This is a genomic window from Methanimicrococcus hacksteinii (assembly GCF_032714515.1).
GTDB lineage: Archaea > Halobacteriota > Methanosarcinia > Methanosarcinales > Methanosarcinaceae > Methanimicrococcus > Methanimicrococcus hacksteinii.
The window spans coordinates 41,748-57,865 of sequence record NZ_JAWDKC010000028.1 but is presented as its reverse complement, the minus strand read 5'-3'; the positions used below and the strand labels follow the sequence as shown (position 1 = coordinate 57,865).

At 44.9% G+C, this 16,118-nt stretch carries 23 protein-coding genes; 3 read left to right on the top strand and 20 right to left on the bottom strand.

What is annotated here, in order from left to right; translation table 11 throughout:
* Window positions 1-411: 411 nt before the first annotated feature.
* From MmiAt1_RS08265 to rpl3p, 19 genes are read right to left on the bottom strand one after another with little or no spacing between them, the layout of a single operon-like run.
* Complete coding sequence (locus MmiAt1_RS08265; RefSeq protein WP_318786411.1) at window positions 412-852, bottom strand: 50S ribosomal protein L19e; 441 nt, start codon at window positions 850-852, stop codon at window positions 412-414.
* Between the two features lie 4 nt (window positions 853-856).
* The gene (locus tag MmiAt1_RS08260; protein ID WP_318786410.1) at window positions 857-1,324 is read right to left on the bottom strand and encodes a 50S ribosomal protein L32e; all 468 of its coding nucleotides are present in this window, start codon (window positions 1,322-1,324) and stop codon (window positions 857-859) included.
* Between the two features lie 11 nt (window positions 1,325-1,335).
* Entirely contained in the window at window positions 1,336-1,863 is a 528-nt protein-coding gene (rpl6p, locus tag MmiAt1_RS08255; protein ID WP_318786409.1) for a 50S ribosomal protein L6, read from the bottom strand.
* 15 nt (window positions 1,864-1,878) lie between these two features.
* The gene (locus tag MmiAt1_RS08250) at window positions 1,879-2,271 is read right to left on the bottom strand and encodes a 30S ribosomal protein S8 (RefSeq protein WP_318786408.1); all 393 of its coding nucleotides are present in this window, start codon (window positions 2,269-2,271) and stop codon (window positions 1,879-1,881) included.
* An 11-nt stretch (window positions 2,272-2,282) separates the two neighbouring features.
* Window positions 2,283-2,435, bottom strand: coding sequence for a 30S ribosomal protein S14 (locus MmiAt1_RS08245; RefSeq protein ID WP_318786407.1), 153 nt, complete (start codon window positions 2,433-2,435; stop codon window positions 2,283-2,285).
* A gap of 1 nt (window position 2,436) precedes the next feature.
* Complete coding sequence (locus MmiAt1_RS08240; RefSeq protein WP_318786413.1) at window positions 2,437-2,934, bottom strand: 50S ribosomal protein L5; 498 nt, start codon at window positions 2,932-2,934, stop codon at window positions 2,437-2,439.
* A 14-nt stretch (window positions 2,935-2,948) separates the two neighbouring features.
* Window positions 2,949-3,647 (bottom strand): 30S ribosomal protein S4e, encoded by a 699-nt coding sequence (locus MmiAt1_RS08235; RefSeq protein WP_318786406.1) that lies wholly within the window; start codon window positions 3,645-3,647, stop codon window positions 2,949-2,951.
* A gap of 5 nt (window positions 3,648-3,652) precedes the next feature.
* Window positions 3,653-4,015: a 50S ribosomal protein L24 gene (rplX, locus tag MmiAt1_RS08230; protein WP_318786405.1), complete on the bottom strand. Its 363-nt coding sequence runs from the start codon at window positions 4,013-4,015 to the stop codon at window positions 3,653-3,655.
* 11 nt (window positions 4,016-4,026) lie between these two features.
* On the bottom strand, window positions 4,027-4,425 hold the full coding sequence (locus MmiAt1_RS08225) for a 50S ribosomal protein L14 (protein ID WP_318786404.1): 399 nt from the start codon (window positions 4,423-4,425) through the stop codon (window positions 4,027-4,029).
* Window positions 4,422-4,754, bottom strand: coding sequence for a 30S ribosomal protein S17 (locus MmiAt1_RS08220; RefSeq protein WP_318786403.1), 333 nt, complete (start codon window positions 4,752-4,754; stop codon window positions 4,422-4,424). The genes MmiAt1_RS08225 and MmiAt1_RS08220 overlap by 4 nt, the downstream gene beginning before the upstream one ends.
* A 10-nt stretch (window positions 4,755-4,764) precedes the next feature.
* A complete protein-coding gene (locus MmiAt1_RS08215; RefSeq protein ID WP_318786402.1) occupies window positions 4,765-5,136 on the bottom strand; it encodes a ribonuclease P protein component 1 in 372 nt (123 codons plus the stop codon).
* Between the two features lie 3 nt (window positions 5,137-5,139).
* Window positions 5,140-5,346, bottom strand: coding sequence for a 50S ribosomal protein L29 (gene rpmC, locus MmiAt1_RS08210; protein ID WP_133517076.1), 207 nt, complete (start codon window positions 5,344-5,346; stop codon window positions 5,140-5,142).
* Window positions 5,346-6,338, bottom strand: a complete 993-nt coding sequence (locus MmiAt1_RS08205; protein ID WP_318786401.1) for a 30S ribosomal protein S3 — start codon at window positions 6,336-6,338, stop codon at window positions 5,346-5,348. The genes rpmC and MmiAt1_RS08205 overlap by 1 nt, the downstream gene beginning before the upstream one ends.
* 1 nt (window position 6,339) lies before the next feature.
* The gene (locus MmiAt1_RS08200; RefSeq protein ID WP_318786400.1) at window positions 6,340-6,795 is read right to left on the bottom strand and encodes a 50S ribosomal protein L22; all 456 of its coding nucleotides are present in this window, start codon (window positions 6,793-6,795) and stop codon (window positions 6,340-6,342) included.
* A 9-nt stretch (window positions 6,796-6,804) separates the two neighbouring features.
* Complete coding sequence (locus tag MmiAt1_RS08195) at window positions 6,805-7,221, bottom strand: 30S ribosomal protein S19 (protein WP_318786399.1); 417 nt, start codon at window positions 7,219-7,221, stop codon at window positions 6,805-6,807.
* 9 nt (window positions 7,222-7,230) lie between these two features.
* The gene (locus MmiAt1_RS08190) at window positions 7,231-7,947 is read right to left on the bottom strand and encodes a 50S ribosomal protein L2 (RefSeq protein ID WP_318786398.1); all 717 of its coding nucleotides are present in this window, start codon (window positions 7,945-7,947) and stop codon (window positions 7,231-7,233) included.
* A gap of 10 nt (window positions 7,948-7,957) precedes the next feature.
* Entirely contained in the window at window positions 7,958-8,206 is a 249-nt protein-coding gene (locus MmiAt1_RS08185) for a 50S ribosomal protein L23 (RefSeq protein ID WP_318786397.1), read from the bottom strand.
* Window positions 8,203-8,976: a 50S ribosomal protein L4 gene (gene rpl4p, locus MmiAt1_RS08180; RefSeq protein ID WP_318786396.1), complete on the bottom strand. Its 774-nt coding sequence runs from the start codon at window positions 8,974-8,976 to the stop codon at window positions 8,203-8,205. The genes MmiAt1_RS08185 and rpl4p overlap by 4 nt, the downstream gene beginning before the upstream one ends.
* A 5-nt stretch (window positions 8,977-8,981) precedes the next feature.
* On the bottom strand, window positions 8,982-9,995 hold the full coding sequence (gene rpl3p, locus MmiAt1_RS08175) for a 50S ribosomal protein L3 (RefSeq protein WP_318786395.1): 1,014 nt from the start codon (window positions 9,993-9,995) through the stop codon (window positions 8,982-8,984).
* Window positions 9,996-10,866: 871 nt separating this feature from the next.
* On the opposite strand from rpl3p, the gene MmiAt1_RS08170 reads away from it, so the two are divergent.
* Window positions 10,867-12,573 carry a putative dsRNA-binding protein gene (locus MmiAt1_RS08170; RefSeq protein ID WP_318786394.1) on the top strand — a complete coding sequence of 569 codons (1,707 nt, stop codon included), beginning with the start codon at window positions 10,867-10,869 and terminating at the stop codon, window positions 12,571-12,573.
* Here the strand turns inward: MmiAt1_RS08170 and MmiAt1_RS08165 are convergent.
* Window positions 12,570-13,313: a Pycsar system effector family protein gene (locus MmiAt1_RS08165; protein ID WP_318786393.1), complete on the bottom strand. Its 744-nt coding sequence runs from the start codon at window positions 13,311-13,313 to the stop codon at window positions 12,570-12,572. The genes MmiAt1_RS08170 and MmiAt1_RS08165 overlap by 4 nt on opposite strands.
* A gap of 618 nt (window positions 13,314-13,931) precedes the next feature.
* On the opposite strand from MmiAt1_RS08165, the gene MmiAt1_RS08160 reads away from it, so the two are divergent.
* Both MmiAt1_RS08160 and MmiAt1_RS08155 read left to right on the top strand, forming a co-directional pair.
* The gene (locus MmiAt1_RS08160) at window positions 13,932-14,639 is read left to right on the top strand and encodes a ribonuclease III family protein (protein ID WP_318786392.1); all 708 of its coding nucleotides are present in this window, start codon (window positions 13,932-13,934) and stop codon (window positions 14,637-14,639) included.
* Window positions 14,640-14,832: 193 nt separating this feature from the next.
* Window positions 14,833-15,720 (top strand): SPL family radical SAM protein, encoded by an 888-nt coding sequence (locus MmiAt1_RS08155; RefSeq protein ID WP_318786391.1) that lies wholly within the window; start codon window positions 14,833-14,835, stop codon window positions 15,718-15,720.
* Window positions 15,721-16,118: the final 398 nt, after the last annotated feature.

The window sequence follows — 16,118 nt, the reverse complement described above, 5'->3', positions numbered from 1 at the left end:
CGATTTTTAAGCGGCTGCGCCGCCCAAAAAACAGTTGCAGGACAGAAGGAAAAAGGGCAGAACAGACCAAAGCGTCCGCTCTTCCAAAAATCAATTTTTCAAAAAAAAGAAAGTAAAAATGTGTCTTGCGACACACTTTTTTAAAATTATTCTTCAACTTTAATGTGGGCTTCAAGGTGAGCGACGTTTGTGAAAAAAATTGCTCGTTGCACTCACAATTTTTCAAAGCCGCCGAGCAATCAGATGTTTGCAGAAAATCGCTTCGCGATTTTTAAGCGGCTGCGCCGCCCAAAAAACAGTTGCAGGACAGAAGGAAAAAGGGCAGAACAGACCAAAGCGTCCGCTCTTCCAAAAATCAATTTTTCAAAAAAAAGAAAGTAAAAATGTGTCTTACGACACACTTTTTTAAAATTATTCTTCAACTTTAATGTGGGCTTCAAGGTGAGCGACGTTTCTGAATTCGCCGCCTTTTGCCTTTCTGTAGAATTTACAGTAGGTTGTCTTGTCGATGGTTTCATCGGCGCGCATTTCTTTGAGTCTTCTTCTGAGTGCGCGGATTTTCTTCATCCACAAGCCTTTGCTGTATGTTCTGGCGCCTTTCTTACCTTTTCTGGAACCGGGGCCTTTTCTGTGACCGTACTTGCGCTTTTCGGCAACAAGTCTGGCACGTCCGCGGCTGACACCTTTGACTTTCTTGGCTTTGATGGCGCCTTCGGCGATTAATCCGCGAATGTCTTCACGGGTAATTGCTTCGCCGATTTCGGCCATTCTTTCCGGGTCAAGCCAGACACGGTCGGAACCGCAGTCAAGGATCTGGGAGGCCATTCTTCTCTGGTTTTTCAAATCTGCCATAAAATCATTCCTCCTTTCCCGGGTTTAAGACCTTGATGTCGAACTCTCTGCATTTTGCAACGATTTCAGCTCTCTTCTTGCCGCCGACTTTGCCGCCGATTCTGACAGCTTCAAATTCGGGGTCGACAAGAACAAGGTCGTCCACATTGTAAACCAAAACTTCATCGTAACCGGACGGGTGAAGGCCTTTCGTTAAGACAGGGCTTCCGTAACCGACAGTTGCAATCGCGCCTTTACCGAGGTAACCGCGGCGCTGCTTGCTCTGAAGACCGCGCGGGCGTCTCCACGACTTTGTCAATCTCTTGAACTTGTGGTGGTTCTGCTTGTGGAAAGACGGTTTCTTGCCTTTCTGAACTTTTCTGACTTTGAACAAACGTCTGAACTCAGGGTCCGCATCAAGCAAATTGGTCGAGACAGCGGGTGCGTCAGAACTGACGTTTTCAACAGTTTCTTGAATATTTTCTTCTGTCATTTAAATCACCTTTATTTCTCCACCACATAAATTCCGTCCTGGAAAACACGCGGGTCAAATCTCTTGATTTTGGTCTTCTGTTCGATGTTTGCCGTCGTCTGGCCGACATCCTCCTTGCAGACACCGGAAACAACCACACTGTTGCCGTTGATCTTGACAGCGGTTTCGCCGACAATCTTGGCAATACGGGGTTTCTTTTCTCCAAGGAAATTGTTGATCACGAAGGTTTTGCCTTCGACTTTTGTCTGCATCGGGAAGTGTGAGTAAACGATGTTCATCTTGTACTCAAAACCTTCCGTGACGCCTTTAATCATGTTGTTGATGTGAGAAGCATAGGTGCCGACCATTGCCTTGTATTTCTTGCGCATGATATCAGAGTCAACGACGACTTCGCCTTCATTGATCGTAATCACGATGCCGGGATAATACAATTCCTTCTTGTTCTCGCCTTTGGGGCCTTTAACGGTTGCGATGTTGTTTTCATACGCAACAGTCACGCCTGCGGGAATCTCAACTGATCTGGAAATTTCTTTTGCCATAATTCAGTATCCCCCTTAATAGACATAGGCGAGCAGCTTTCCGCCGACATTTTGTTCACGCGCTTCATGGTGGGATAAAACACCTTTTGACGTGGTCAATACGAGAACGCCGAAGTTCTTTGCAGGCAAATATCTCTTTTCCCACTTCTCGAAATCATCGAGCGTGAGCGAGTAGCGGGGCTTAATTGCACCGCAGTCGTTGATGGCGCCTGCCAATGTCACTTCAAAAACGCCGGCCTTGCCGTCTTCGACAAATTCGAAAGACTCAAGGTAGCCGCCTTCTTTCATAACGTTCAAAACATTGCCGATCACTTTGGAAGCCGGGCGGATGACACAAGAGGTCTTGCCGACTTTTTCAGCGTTCTTAATCACGGACAATGCATCTGCCAAGGGATCAAATAATACCATATCTCTTCACCTCAGCTGTATTTATTAAAGCCCATCTTCGGGGCAATTTCTCTGAAGCAGTGTCTGCACAAGTAAATGCCGTATTTGCGGACAAGCGACTGCTTGCGGCCGCAGCGTTTGCATTCATTTGCGCCTCTTCCGAAGCTCTTCTTTGTTTGTACCATATTAGACGACCTCCACACCGTAATTTTCCGTCAGGAAGGCCATTGCATCTTCCTTGTTCATTTTGTGTCCGGCAGGGACTTTTCTCTTTGCGATGCGTCTCTTGCTGATTCTGTCACCGGGTCTTTTGAGGACGACGACAACGTCCATACCGAAAACGCCGATGTTCGGATCATACTTCATACCGGGGAAATCCGTGTGTTCTTCAATACCGAAGGAAACATTTCCGTTGATATCGAATTGAGAGGCTCTGAGCGTTTTTTCGACAATGCCTAAAGAGGTTGTGAGGAAAGTTTCCGCGTTGTCGCCTCTTAAAGTCACTTTACAGCCGATCGGCTCTTTCTTTCTGATACCGAAAGCGGGCGCAGTCATTTTTGCAAATGCTCTGACAACCGTCTGTCCGGTGATTTCCGCAAGTATGTTTTCTGCATCGACAAGGTGCTGACCGCTTTCGCCGACACCCATGTGGACAACGACTTTTTCAATGACAGGAGTTCTCATAGTGTTTGTCATATTTATTCTCCTAATTTAATCACTGGTTTGTCTTCACCGATTACGAAAACATAGTTCTCGATGGTTTCAATTTCCGAGTCAATTCCTGAAATCGTCACCACGTTGTTCTTGGAACTTCTGATGACATTGACTTCTTTGAGCGTTCCGACCATACCGCTGTGACGTCCGCCTGTGATCATGGCAAGATTGCCGATCTTGTATTCCAGCTTCTGAAGGATCTGTTTGTCCGGAAGTGAAATCTTAATCGTGTCCTTGGTTTTGTAGTCTTCGGACGCGAGGATGTTGGTTCCGTCATGAAGGTTCAGCTGTGTTTTGCCGCCCTTCACGGTGGTCTTGTTCAATATTTTGCAGATCTTGAATTTGGCGCGTTCTTCATCAATGTTGTTGAGATAGAGACGGCCTTTGGAGTCCTGCAGCATACGATAATACTGATTGTTTGCCGGAATTGCGATAACGTCGAAAAGACCGACCGGGAACTTTAAGCTCTTGCGGGCGATACCGTCGATGAGAACCTGCTTTTCCAAAAGGATTTGCTTGGCTTCTTTTGCGTTATCCACAATCTTTAACATGTCGCGCAAAATGACAACGAGCGGAAGGCTTGACTGTTTGTTGTGCGGACCGGGGCTTGTTGCCGTAATCCATTTGTTGGTCTTTTTCGGGACTCTCCAGCTGGTCGGCATTGACATTCTCTTTTGGTGCATTTAACTCACTCCTTTCCGCGAATGCGTGCTTCGCGCGTTTTGTCTTTCAGTTCGAGTTTTGTGATCATCACAACGGACGGGAAAACCGGTCTCGGGACTTCTTCGCCGTTCACTTTCGTGGAGACGACACCGGAGATGTGGATTGTTCCTGCGTGAAGATCGACTTTTTCAACTTTTCCGGACACGCCTTTGTAGTCGCCGCGCATAACAGTGACAGTGTCGCCTGTGATGACGGGGGCCGAGCGTGTGTTGTATTTGACGGACAAGTCGCTGCTGAGGCGTGCGCCCATGAATTTCTGCTTCTGGTGAAGCGGGGCGTTGTATCTTGCCTTTCTTTGCTTTCTGGGCTGCTTGGATGTCTTAAACATTTGAAATCACCTCAGACAACAATAGAAGCGGTTGTACCGACTTTCGGGAAACGTTCTGCAACTTCTCTGGCAACCGGACCTTTAATGTCCGTGCCTTTCGGAATACCGGATTCGTCGACGAGAACCATCGCATTGTCTTCAAAACAAATGCGGAGACCGTCGGGTCTTCTGATTTCCTTCTTTTGGCGGACGACGACCGCGAGAAAGATCTGCTTTCTCATTTCAGGCGTTCCTTTCTTAACGGAAACAACGCACATGTCGCCGACACCGGCACGCGGGTATCTGTTTTTGACACCGCGGTATTTCTTAACGGAGATAATCTGAAGGACTTTAGCGCCTGTGTTGTCAACGCAGTCAATGCGTGCGCCGGCGTTTAAGGCTCTCGGAATGTTTGAGCGAATGGCTTTCATTCTTTGGCCTCCTCGACTTTAACAACGACAAATGACTTTGTCTTACTGATCGGGCGGCACTCTGCAATCGTCACGACATCGCCGACTTTTGCGTTTAAGCAGTGCGGGTTGTGTGCGTGCATGATGGTGCGGCGCTTTTCATATCTCTGGTACTTGGGTACCATTTTTTCATAGCTTCTTTCGATAACGACGGATTTGTCCATCTTGGTGCTGATGACGGTGCCGACCAGGATCTGCCCTCTGACGGGGAGTTTTCCGTGGAACGGACAGTTCACGTCATCGCAAACCTTTGTGGGTTCCGGAACGTCTAATCCAATATCTCTTGCCATAAATTTAGCCTCATTTTCTTGATTTCTTTAAGTTCTTTATCCGATTTTGGGGTTGTGAGAGCGTGATGTTTCCATCGATTTTTACGGATATGTTGCGGCCTGTTTGAGAGATCCTTTCCGGAATGGTAAATACGAATATTGTTCCTTTTTTAGGGACAGTGACAACGCGCGAATGCGCGGCGTCCGCCGGCTTCGAACTTGTTCGAAGCTCGGTGTTGAGACGGGATTCATCCGTCTCAATTTCAAGCGTATTTCGGGTTTCGTCAACGACGAGCCCGGAAAGACCGTTTATTGTCGGGTCGCAAGAACTGTCCACCTTAACAAGCAGCCCGATCAATTCATGATAGGGAAGCTCTGCAGGTGTGATCTCAATTTGTGTCATTCGTTATGAATTATCTTTCATCTCAACTTGAATCGTCTTGATGCGTGCGATTGTTCTTTTGATTTCACCGATGCGTCCCGGGTTTTCGGGAGCGCCGCCGGCGGAAGTCAAAGCACGTTCGCGGATCAATTCGTCGTTCAACTTTTTGATTTCATCAATTCTTTCGTCTGCTGACATCTTGCGGATGTCGCTGGTTCTTAAGATTGCCATTATTTCTTAGCCTCCTTGTGAACGCGGGCCATCGGGTGCCAGTAGTCGTATTCGTTGTGTTTGTGCTGCCAAACACCTTCGACGAGTCTTCTGATTTCGTTGATGTCGGAATCTTCGACAACGATTTCGTCGCCTTCGCCGCCGGATGCGCTTTCATCGGCGCAGACTTCGGCTTCGACAACGGTTTCAGTGACTTCGACAGCGACAACGTCGCCTTCTTCGTCGACAACTTCCGTAACAACGGTTTCTTCAACAACGATTGTTTCGGGTTCGCATGCTGCGCCTTCGTCGGAAACGGCTGCTGTTTCTGCGGCTGTCTCTGCGGGTGCTTCTGCTGCGGGTGCGGCAGTGTTTTCGGCTGCTGCTTCTGTCTCGTCAGCGGCGGGTGCTGCGGCAACGCCTTCAATCATTTTGAACGCGTCGGGCAAAACTGCACCGGGCTGGACGATTTTCACGCGGCATCCGAGTGTGCCGAGTTTCTTGACGGCAACGGCGTAGCCGGTGTCAACGATCTGCTCCGCCGGGTGGCCGGAGTGCTTCACGTATCCGTCAATGAATTTTTCGGTTCTGGCACGGGCACCTGTTAATTTACCGGAGATGATGACTTCACAGCCGAGCGCACCTGCTGCCATGACGGCGCGGATGGTGTTGGTTCCGGCTTTTCTGAAGTACCATCCTCTTTCAATCGAGGATGCCAGGCGGTTGGCCATAATCTGTGCGTTGAGCTCGGACTTTTTAACTTCCTGAGCGTCAATCTGAGGGTTGTCCACACCGTAGATGTCAACAACGTCCTGTGTCAATTTGCGGATCACTTTGCCGGCTTTTCCGATAACCATACCGGGTTTTTCGGAATAGATCGTAATCTGTGTGCCGAGCGGTGTTCTGCTCATGTTCATTCCGCCGTAGCCGGATCTGCCGAGCTGCTTTGCGAAGTGTTCATCCAAAGAAGCTTTGGTATAACCGTCTTTTACGAATTTTTTCTCAACTGCCATGTTAGAGCACCTCGCTCAAAATGATTTCAATGTTCACCGTGGTGGTGTTTTTCGGGGAGGCGCGTCCGCGAGCTCTGGGGAAATATCCGCGAATGACTCTTCCTCTGTTGGCACGGATGCTTTTGACAAACATGCGGGAGGGTTCGAGCCCTTTGTATTCGGCGTTGCTTTCCGCGTTTCTCAAGACTTTTAAGACTTCAACGGAAGCGTTGACGGGGTATTTACCGTTAGCCATCGGTCCCTTTTTGTGACCGGAGCCGTCTGTGTGTCTCTTGAACGGAACTGCCTTTTTCATGACAACCACATCGCTGAGGAACGCCTGCGCTTGGGGCAGTCTCATTCCCTGAATGTGGTGGCAAATTTCTCTTGTTTTCTTAAAAGAGATGTGAAGTTCTGAAGCCGTTGCTTTGGAAGTGGATTCCGGATCGGCTTTTACTGCATAGTTAAGTCTTCCCATTTTCACACCTCACTTCAACGGAACGAATTTACTGGAACGCGTTGCACCGACACCGGCGCTTCCGTGGGAAACTCTGTTTCTCGTCGGGGCGAACTCACCGAAGCGGTGAGCAATCATTTCCGGCTGAATTTCAATGCTGACAAACTTTTTGCCGTCATAGACGGAAATTGTTTTGCCGACCATTTCCGGGAAAATAATCATACCGCGTGTATGCGTTCTGACTTCTTTTCCGGCACGCATGTCCGCAAGGGCTTTCTTTTGGACGTCCGTGAAACCTCTCTTAATCGTTCTTCTCTCGCGTGAGGGGAGAAGTTCTGCGAATTCCTCAATGCTTAAAGCCTGAAGCTCAGCAATGGTTTTTCCGCGGTAGGTATACTCGCCCTTACGCTTCGGTAATCTTGATGATCCTGATTTTTTTGCTGCCATAATATCACCTTAACGTCTCTTTCCGGTTCTGCGCGCGGCAATGTGACCGACTTTAGCGCCCGGGGGTGCGTTTCTGCTGACTGTTGTCGAGCGCGTGGGGTGCTGTCTGTTACCGCCACCGAACGGGTGGTCTCTCGGGTTCATAGCGACACCTCTGACACGCGGGAATCTCTTTGCACGAACTTTCATTTTGTGGAATTTCTTACCTGCTTTAAGGAACGGTTTTTCAACACGTCCGCCGCCGGCAACCACACCGATCAATGCGCGGCATTCGGGGTTGAACCATTTCAACACACCGGAGGGCATCTGAACGGATGTTCTGTTTTCTTCGTGAGCGACAACGGTTGCATAAGTTCCTGAGGATCTTGTGAATTTTCCGCCGTCTCCGGGCTTTCCTTCAATGTTGCAGACCAAAACACCCTCGGGGATCTTTCCGAGCGGGAGGATGTTGCCGGCTTTCACTTCAGCTTCGGGGCCGCAGGCGACTGCCTGTCCGACAGACATGCCTTCGCAGGCGATCAAAAGCTGAGATGTGCCGTTGTCAAAGAAGACTTTAACAATGGGCGCGGCTCTTGCGGGGTCGTGTTCAACATCGATGACGGTTCCGTTTAAGGTTGTACCGGCAGCCGTTGCGGGATGCATTAATTCTGCTTTAAATTTGTGAGAAGGTGCGCGGAAAGTCGGGCTTCCTTTACCTCTTCTCTGTGCGATAATTCGTTTACCCATTTATACCACCTTATGCCAATCCGAGCCTGGTCGCAATTTCGTGGGCTGCATCCGGCTTTTCGAACGTGATGATTGCTTTTTTCTGTCCTTTCATGGTGGTCATGGTTCTGACGTTTGTGACCTTGAAACCGTAAAGCTCTTCCATGTCGGCTTTGATTTGGTGCTTGTTGGCACGGAAGTCGACGATGACCTGAAGTTTACTGTCTTCCATGTGGAGCATGGCCTTTTCTGTAATGAACGGATATTTAATCGACATCATTCCAAAACACCTTCCTTTTCTGTCAGTTGGTCGATGGCTGCTTTGGTCCAGACGGTCAAACGGCCTGCGTGTGTACCGGGCGCGAGAAGCTCTGCGTTGAGTTCCGCAACGGTTGCGACGTCAACACCGGACAAGTTTCTTGCTGCTTTGGAAACGGGCGCGTTCGGGCCTGTGACGACCAAAAGGCTCTTTCTGTTCTTGTATTTTCTTCCTCTCATTTTACCGCGGCCGGCACGGATTGTACGGCCTTCCTTTGCGCGGACAACGTCGTCGTAAACGCCGACGGCTTCAAGGAAAGAAACGACATCTTTTGTTTTGGAAAGTGCTTCAAAAGTGTTGTCGGCAACAATCGGAAGTTCTTCGGTCATGAAGATGTGACCGCGTGTGATGACGAGATCTTCGTTGCAGGTTGCAGCGATTGCGGATCTGACAGCCATGCGTCTTTCCTTTTTGTTGACTTTTTCGGAGTAATCCGTTTCGGGTTTCGGCGGGTGGGCACGGCGACCTCCTTTTGCGTGAGGAATACGTGCTGCGCGGGAACCGTTGACAATTCTCGGGACGTGAGAAGCGCCGCGGCCTGAACCCCAGCCTGTTGCAGAGGTCTGCATGCCGGCGTAGAGTGTGGGACCGTACGGGTGTCTTCTGTTTGCCTGAGCGGCCAAAACGGCTTTCTTGATAAGGTCCGGGCGGTAATCTTCGGAGAAGACTGTCGGAAGTTCAACTTCGCCGACCGGCTTGCCTGATAAATCTAAAATTTTTGCTGTTGCCATTTATTTCACCCCTGCTGAGACTGCACGCTGATGTGAACGAGTTGCGGTTCGCCGGGCTGTGCTTTTTGGTATCTGATCGGATCTCTGATGCGGATCAATCTTTTGGCCGGGCCGGGAACGCTTCCTTTGATAAGGATGTATTCGCCGCTGACAAGACCGTAGTTGATAATTCCGCCTGCGGGCGTGATTTCTGCGCCGTCTGCGCCGATCTTCAAAATGCGTTTGTTGTATTCGGTTCTCTGGTGATAGCCGGTCTGACCCATGGCGGGAACCTGCCACTGCACGTGTGCGGGGCGGAACGGACCGAGGGTTCCGATCTGTCTCAAGCTGCCCTGACGGGAGTGTTTTCCTTTCATAAGGGAAATGCCCCATCTTTTAACGGGACCCTGTGTTCCTTTACCGGTCGTGATGGCTGCTGTGTCGACGATTGTGCCGTTCTTGAAGACATCGGAGAATTTGATTTCCGTGCCGAGGATAGATTTGGCGTATTCGAACTTTGCGCTCATGTCGGTACCGCTGATGCCTGTTTCCATGACATCGGGAACTTTTTTAGGGATGCTTGCAACTGCTTTGGGCTGTGTGTACGTAATGACACGAATGTCCGTCACGTTGCCGCTTGCAATTAATTCTTCGATCTTGGCAAATGCGTCAGCCGTCTTGTCGGTTTTGGGGACACGCAATCTGCGTTCCAATTCCGGTTCAAGGGTGGTTGTCCAGGCTTCTGCTGCCGCGACTTCGCCGTATGTGTTTTTCACGTACGCGCGAATGGCTGCGACATGGATTGCGGGTGTTTCGATAATGGTTACCGGAACTGAAATTTCCGCGCCGTTGGTAAGACTGTTCTTGATGTCATCGATCATAATGACATGAGTCATACCTGCTTTGTATCCTGCAAATGCCTGTAATTTGGGCTCACCTGAGGCTTCCGGCCAGGATCTGAATCTGGGGATGTGGCTCTTTGCTCTCTTGCGAGGGCTGTAAGCGCGTGAACCTCTGTCAGGTCTGTGTATGCTTGACATTTTTTGACTCCTATGGTTATACTGTCGAATTACCGGGAGCAAAAACAACTAGGTCAGACATCATGGAAAGAGTGCTGAAAAACCGAGAAATGCAAAAACGATCAGAAGTAAAAAAGAACAGTAAAGACCAAAATCATACGCTTCATGAATATGATATCATGAAAATATGATAACAGCACTTTAATGACTAATATATTACACTTCTTAACCGGATGCATAAATGAGCGCTGCATCGGCAGCTCATTTCGGTTAATCTAATTTAATCCATCCACAACATCGACAACGAAAAATATTAATTATATAACATTTCCGTGTTTTCCGTTTCGAAAAACGGAATCGGGCATTCATACGAATTGGCCCTGACACTTATGTTGTTCCTACAAGTTCTCACCGGATTAATATTAGACAAGCGGATTTCGCTTGTTAATAAGTAAGACGGACTGAGAATAGAATAAGTAGTATTTAAAGATGTTCCCGACAATCCGAATTCGAATTGAACAAAAAAATTCGGACTGATTAAGAAATGTATCGGATGAATTGAAGAAATGATCGGATGAATTAAGAAATGATTGGATGAATTAAAAAATAAACGGATAGATTAAGAAATGATCAGGCTTTATTGAAATTCAGATTCTTCTTAAAACATCTTTACTTTAAAACATTTAATAAAACGGAGAACAAACAAACATCATACAAGAATATTAAAATTTTGAACAGAAAATGGCGAATATTTCGGTAAACTTTATTTGTAAAAAGAGAAACTATTGTAAAACAATAACAGAACATTTTAAACAAATAAATTAAAGTTGCATTTGTTTAAAATTCATTTTAATTGAAGAAAAATCAAAATAAAATAACGGAAGAATCAAAAATGAGCCGAAAAGAAAGCAAAGGAATTCAAAACATCCTGAGAAAATTCTCTGCCAAAATATCGGCAAAACTGACGAAAAACAAAAAAATGAACAGGGAAGGAATTGAAAAGAAGGAAGAAATAAGCAGGAAAGGAATTGAAAAGAAGGAAGAAATAAGCAGGGAAGGAATTGAAAAGAAGGAAGAAATAAGCAGGGAAGGAATTGAAAAGAAGGAAGAAATAAGCAGGAAAGGAATTGAAAAGAAGGAAGACGAAAAGAGTCAAACCGGAACAATCGACAAGCTGTTGCAAAATGAATCGCAGGAGGAGCTATATGAACTTGAAGCGGAAATCGGTTATGACTTTAACAGTATATTATTGCTGCAAAAAACACGGATATGGGCAACAAATAAAAAAACAGCTTTTTTTGGAGACACAATTTTAGGGTATGTTGTTACCGAATTTCTGTTCAAGACTTATCCTGATTTTGATCAAGGGCAATTGACAATCATGAGAGCCCATATAATTAGTGATAAAAATCTTGAAAAAATAGTCAAAGAAAATGAATGGGACAGATATTTGGTTACCGAAGTATCCATTCCGTCAAAATCCAGAAAACTGACTTCAACTTTTTTGGAAGCGATTATCGGTGCGATATATTTAGATGGCGGGATTTTGCCTGCAGAAATTTTTGTTTGCAAATATATTGTCAATAGAAAAGAAATTGAAAAAGCAATGGAAATTTTGCATATTTCGGAAGCGAAAAAAAAGAAATATAAAAAGAAAAACAACTGCGTGGCCCTCAACTGCGCGGCCCTCAACTGCATGATCCTCAACGATATGAGTCAATCACCAAAAGAGAAACTGAATCGATTCTGCAAAGAATATTACGACTTCCGGCCGCAGCCGTTTTTGATTGCAGAAGAAGGACCGCCGCATGACAGAACTTTTATTGTCGAATACAGACTTTCCAAAGAAAACACAGGATTAAAAGAAGACATCATTGGAACAGGCAAAGGAAAAAGGAAATCTGATGCTGAAAAAGAAGCTGCCAAACAAATTAATGATTATTTAATTCAAATCAACACCACAGATGCAGATAATGAGAAAAAAACGGAATTGAAAAAAATGAAAAACCATAAACAGTTGTTTATGACATCAAAAAGCCTATTATATCAATTTTGCCAGGAACATTACAATAAATTTCAGCCGGATTTTTATATAATTGGAGAAGAAAAAACACAAAATGAAAAGATTTACACAATAGGATGCTTACTTCCAAAAAAAGTTACCGGATTTGAGAGGGACATTTTAGGGATTGGGGAAGGCAGAAGCAAATCAATTGCTGAAAATCGGGCCGCTAAGCAAGTCAATATCATCCTGATGCAAATCGGCGCTATGGAAGATAATCGCAGAAGAAATGAATTGCTAAGACGTGAATATTATCCAAAAGCAAAATTAAATGCATTCTGCCGCACTCATTTCAACGGATATATGCCAAAGCCATATTTGGTTTTAGAGAGAGGAATGATGCAGGGAAAATTTACGATCGGATACACACTTCCAAAAGAGATTACAGGTCTGAAAACAGACATATCATTTAAAGAAACTGCAAGGTTAAAAATAGAAGCAGAAAGAAAAGCCGCCGAAAAAGTAAATCAATATTTAACAGAAATCGGCCTCATGGAATCGTTTGAGAAAGAATTGGCTGATTCCGCAGATATTTAATCTTTTTTGAACTCATCAAAATTTTGAGAAACGGCACTCTGATCGTTTCTTTCAATTTCCCGAATTTCTTTTTTAGAGGTGTGCGGCTTGAAATACCGGCTGAAATTGTAGCGCGGATTGTGCCGGATCTCTTTGATTTCTTCCGTTTCTTTGGATTTCTTTTTTTTGCCGAATTTGAGCGTTGTTTTGCCGCTGTCATCGGACGACCAATAGAAGTAGCGCGAAAACAGAATGTACAGGCCGCCGACAAGCGGCGTTAAGATCGCGCAGACGGTAAAGACGATGGCGTAATAGGACAAAACGGATTTGCGGTAAACGGACCGTGAATTGAGAATGATCTGAGCGGCCAAGTCATAATCCAGATTGCCGGCTGTTTCTTCGTTGTTGAAATAAGTGCGGTTGACTGCCGAAATATACTGTTTGGCGTCGTCGAATTTGGCGACGTGTTCGTAATAAATCAGACTGTCGGACGGCAGCGGATTTTTGGATTTGTAAAGATACTGAAGTTTGATGTTCGGCATGAAAGAAGTGATGACCGTGATGATTCCGAGAGACGCGAAAATCAAAAAACACCAAAAATAAACGGTTGCAATTTCAGGACGGTACGGCGTTTCGTCATAAATACGAAAAGCGCCGATAATCAAAACACCGAGAAGCGTGACAATAATCGTATTTTTGGCTTCGGCATAACGAAGCCGCTCAAGAACCATATCATAAGTCTGATACAAAAAATCACGCACGAGTAATCCCTCTGTTTTTACGGTTTATTTTCAGAACCGAATTGTCAAATAAAACGGAAACTGCAACCCTAAATATGGATTGGAAAGGATATATAATTATCCGGGCTAAAATATTATTTTTGCGTTATGAATTTGGCCCGGGAAGATGCCCGCGCCGGAGACTTGTAAAAAGGAGGGGAATCGGATGAAAATGAACATAAAAGATAAGTCAAAAAGAATTTGAAGTCATAGTAAAGTATAAAAAGGATACTTGGATTGTAAATAATATAAGGATATATTTAAAAGATAGTATATATTTACAAAACAACGGAAATTCCGGTTGAAATACGTGAGATATATAATAACTGAATCCTTATGTTAATTAAATTATTAATGAAACAGTTTAATAAGCATTGAATTAATATTCTATTATTAAAAAGTGAATTAGAATTTAATGGCAGAAACATTACAAATAAAATTTTTAAAAATAATAAAATGAATCAAAAAAATACACAAAGCGGAAAGGGGTATTTTCAATAAAGCCGCTTTGCTAAAAAAAACAAAACGACAGGAGTTGAGAAATTGATTCCAAATAAAAACGAAAAACCGGGTTTACAGCAAACTTCGGCGGATGAGGAAATGAAAATTAAAAAAGATTCATTAGAGGCTTTGAATGAATTTGAAGCTGAGATAGGCTACTCTTTCGGCAACCTTTCGCTGCTGCAAGAGTCGCGAATACAGGCATCCAACAAAAAAACCGCTTTTTTCGGGGACGCTGTTTTAGATTTTATTGTTTCGGAATTCTTGTTTATGAATTACACAGACTTGGAACAAGGACAGCTGACAAACTTGAAATCCCATTTGGTTTGTGATGAAAAGCTTGAAAAAATTGTCAAGAAAAACGGATGGGACGATTATTTGATTCTCGAAAAAGGAATTGCGGGAAAATCCAAAAAGATGAATTCGACTTTTCTGGAAGCTGTTGTCGGCGTCATTTATTTAGACGGCGGCCTCGAGCCGACGGAGAAATTTGTTTACAAATACATCATGAACAGAAAAGAAGCTGAAAAAGCCATGAAATCATTGATTTCACCGAAAGTGAAATTATATGAATTCTGCCAGCAGCATTACGGCGGTTTCCGGCCCGAATCATTTATGGTTTCTCAAGAAGGACCCCCGCATGATAAAACATTCACGATGGGATACGTTCTCCCCAAAGAAATTTCCGGATTAAAAACAGATATTTCCGGAGAAGGAGAAGGGAAGACGAAGTCCGACGCCGAAACAAAGGCGGCCGAAGTAATTAATCAGCAGCTGATACAAATCGGAATCATGGACAAAGAATGAAATTTTTTAAGAAAAGCGCTGAATGAACAAACGAAAAATAAAAAATGAATACGTGAAAACAGTGCTTTGATTTTTTTCAATTTAAAACATACAGCGGCAGCGTTTTTGAATAAACCGCGCGCAGAAATTAAATAAATTCCCTTTCATAAAGAGTCTTGTGAAATACATCGCCGCTAAAAAAATGATCCTGCCGGTGAAACATGAAATTGATCTTTTCGGCAGCACGCATATGATGAACATTTACCGCGGCTGCGATCACGGCTGCATTTATTGTGATTCCAGAAGCGAATGCTATCAAGGCGGCCGCCCCCAAGGCGATTTCGGAATTGTTCATGCCAAAGAAAACGCGCTTTTTTTAATCGAGCAGGAACTTCAAAGCCGCCGAAAAGCCAATGCGCCTGAAATCGTCATCGGAACGGGATCGATGAGCGACCCGTACAATTCTTTTGAAAAAGAGCTGGAACTGACACGCGGCGCTCTGAAATTATTTGACAAATACAAATGCGGCGTCGGCGTGATTACAAAATCGGCATTGATCAAAAGAGATGCCGATCTTTATTCGGCAATTTCGACACACTCCCCGGTGAATACCGGAATCACAATTACGACAACGGATGACGAAATTGCCCGACAAATCGAGCCGAACGTTTCAGCCCCCGCCGAGCGTTTCGGAGCCGTCAAAACGTTGACGGATGCCGGCGTTTTCTGCGGCGTTCATATGAATCCGATTCTGCCGTTCATCACCGACAATGAAGAAAACATCCGCTCAATCGTTGAACAAGCCGCCGAAAACAACGCCGACTACGTCTTATGTTACGGTTTCGGGATGACGCTTCGAAAAGGAAACCGTGAATTTTATTATGAAAATTTGGACAAAGAGCGCCCGGGCCTCAAAGAAAAATACATGAAAACTTACGGCACCCGATACAACTGCGCCTGCGAAAATGCCGAACCGCTGGCGGCCGTATTCAGAGAGGAATGCAAAAAACACGGTTTGCTTTACCGGATTAAAGAAATCAATCAAGCTTGGAAGAAAGAAAAAACGAAACAGAAAAAGCTGTTTGAATTCGGAAATTTCTAAAAAAACAACAACAACAACACCATTCGGGAAAAAATTGTAAAACCGGACTTTTGCTTTGAATTCGTGTTTTAAAATTTGTGCGGTTCGCGCGCGGGCGGCGCCCAAAAATCGAAAACAGAGAAGAAACAGAGAACGAAAACAAAGAAAAAAACAAAAAGAAGAAAAAAACAAAAAAAAGAGAAAAAGAAATTAAAACCGCAGTGAAGCGGTTTTAAGATTGCTTTAAAATTTCTTTAAATTGTTTTAAGTTTTTTTCATTAAATTTTACGTCCTTTCAGATACAGGCAAACGCATAACACGACGATAATGATGCCGATTGCCAGTATTCCGAACAGTGTTTTGTTTGAAAAGCCGCTGTCGTCCTCAACACTTGTTTCGAATCCCTGATTGACATTTTG

Coding starts and splice junctions, on each gene's coding strand:
- MmiAt1_RS08195 (WP_318786399.1), bottom strand. CDS start 7,221: ATGGCAGCAAAAAAATCAGGATCATCAAGATTACCGAAGCGTAAGGGC.
- MmiAt1_RS08240 (WP_318786413.1), bottom strand. CDS start 2,934: ATGAGAACTCCTGTCATTGAAAAAGTCGTTGTCCACATGGGTGTCGGC.
- rpl3p (WP_318786395.1), bottom strand. CDS start 9,995: ATGTCAAGCATACACAGACCTGACAGAGGTTCACGCGCTTACAGCCCT.
- rpmC (WP_133517076.1), bottom strand. CDS start 5,346: ATGGCAATCTTAAGAACCAGCGACATCCGCAAGATGTCAGCAGACGAA.
- MmiAt1_RS08215 (WP_318786402.1), bottom strand. CDS start 5,136: ATGACACAAATTGAGATCACACCTGCAGAGCTTCCCTATCATGAATTG.
- MmiAt1_RS08205 (WP_318786401.1), bottom strand. CDS start 6,338: ATGGCAGTTGAGAAAAAATTCGTAAAAGACGGTTATACCAAAGCTTCT.
- MmiAt1_RS08260 (WP_318786410.1), bottom strand. CDS start 1,324: ATGACAGAAGAAAATATTCAAGAAACTGTTGAAAACGTCAGTTCTGAC.
- MmiAt1_RS08220 (WP_318786403.1), bottom strand. CDS start 4,754: ATGGCAAGAGATATTGGATTAGACGTTCCGGAACCCACAAAGGTTTGC.
- rpl6p (WP_318786409.1), bottom strand. CDS start 1,863: ATGGCAAAAGAAATTTCCAGATCAGTTGAGATTCCCGCAGGCGTGACT.
- rplX (WP_318786405.1), bottom strand. CDS start 4,015: ATGTTTAAGACATCCAAGCAGCCCAGAAAGCAAAGAAAGGCAAGATAC.
- MmiAt1_RS08235 (WP_318786406.1), bottom strand. CDS start 3,647: ATGCACCAAAAGAGAATGTCAATGCCGACCAGCTGGAGAGTCCCGAAA.
- rpl4p (WP_318786396.1), bottom strand. CDS start 8,976: ATGGCAACAGCAAAAATTTTAGATTTATCAGGCAAGCCGGTCGGCGAA.
- MmiAt1_RS08265 (WP_318786411.1), bottom strand. CDS start 852: ATGGCAGATTTGAAAAACCAGAGAAGAATGGCCTCCCAGATCCTTGAC.
- MmiAt1_RS08225 (WP_318786404.1), bottom strand. CDS start 4,425: ATGAAAGCCATTCGCTCAAACATTCCGAGAGCCTTAAACGCCGGCGCA.
- MmiAt1_RS08190 (WP_318786398.1), bottom strand. CDS start 7,947: ATGGGTAAACGAATTATCGCACAGAGAAGAGGTAAAGGAAGCCCGACT.
- MmiAt1_RS08250 (WP_318786408.1), bottom strand. CDS start 2,271: ATGGTATTATTTGATCCCTTGGCAGATGCATTGTCCGTGATTAAGAAC.
- MmiAt1_RS08200 (WP_318786400.1), bottom strand. CDS start 6,795: ATGGGAAGACTTAACTATGCAGTAAAAGCCGATCCGGAATCCACTTCC.
- MmiAt1_RS08245 (WP_318786407.1), bottom strand. CDS start 2,435: ATGGTACAAACAAAGAAGAGCTTCGGAAGAGGCGCAAATGAATGCAAA.
- MmiAt1_RS08185 (WP_318786397.1), bottom strand. CDS start 8,206: ATGATGTCGATTAAATATCCGTTCATTACAGAAAAGGCCATGCTCCAC.
- MmiAt1_RS08170 (WP_318786394.1), top strand. CDS start 10,867: ATGAGCCGAAAAGAAAGCAAAGGAATTCAAAACATCCTGAGAAAATTC.
- MmiAt1_RS08160 (WP_318786392.1), top strand. CDS start 13,932: ATGAAAATTAAAAAAGATTCATTAGAGGCTTTGAATGAATTTGAAGCT.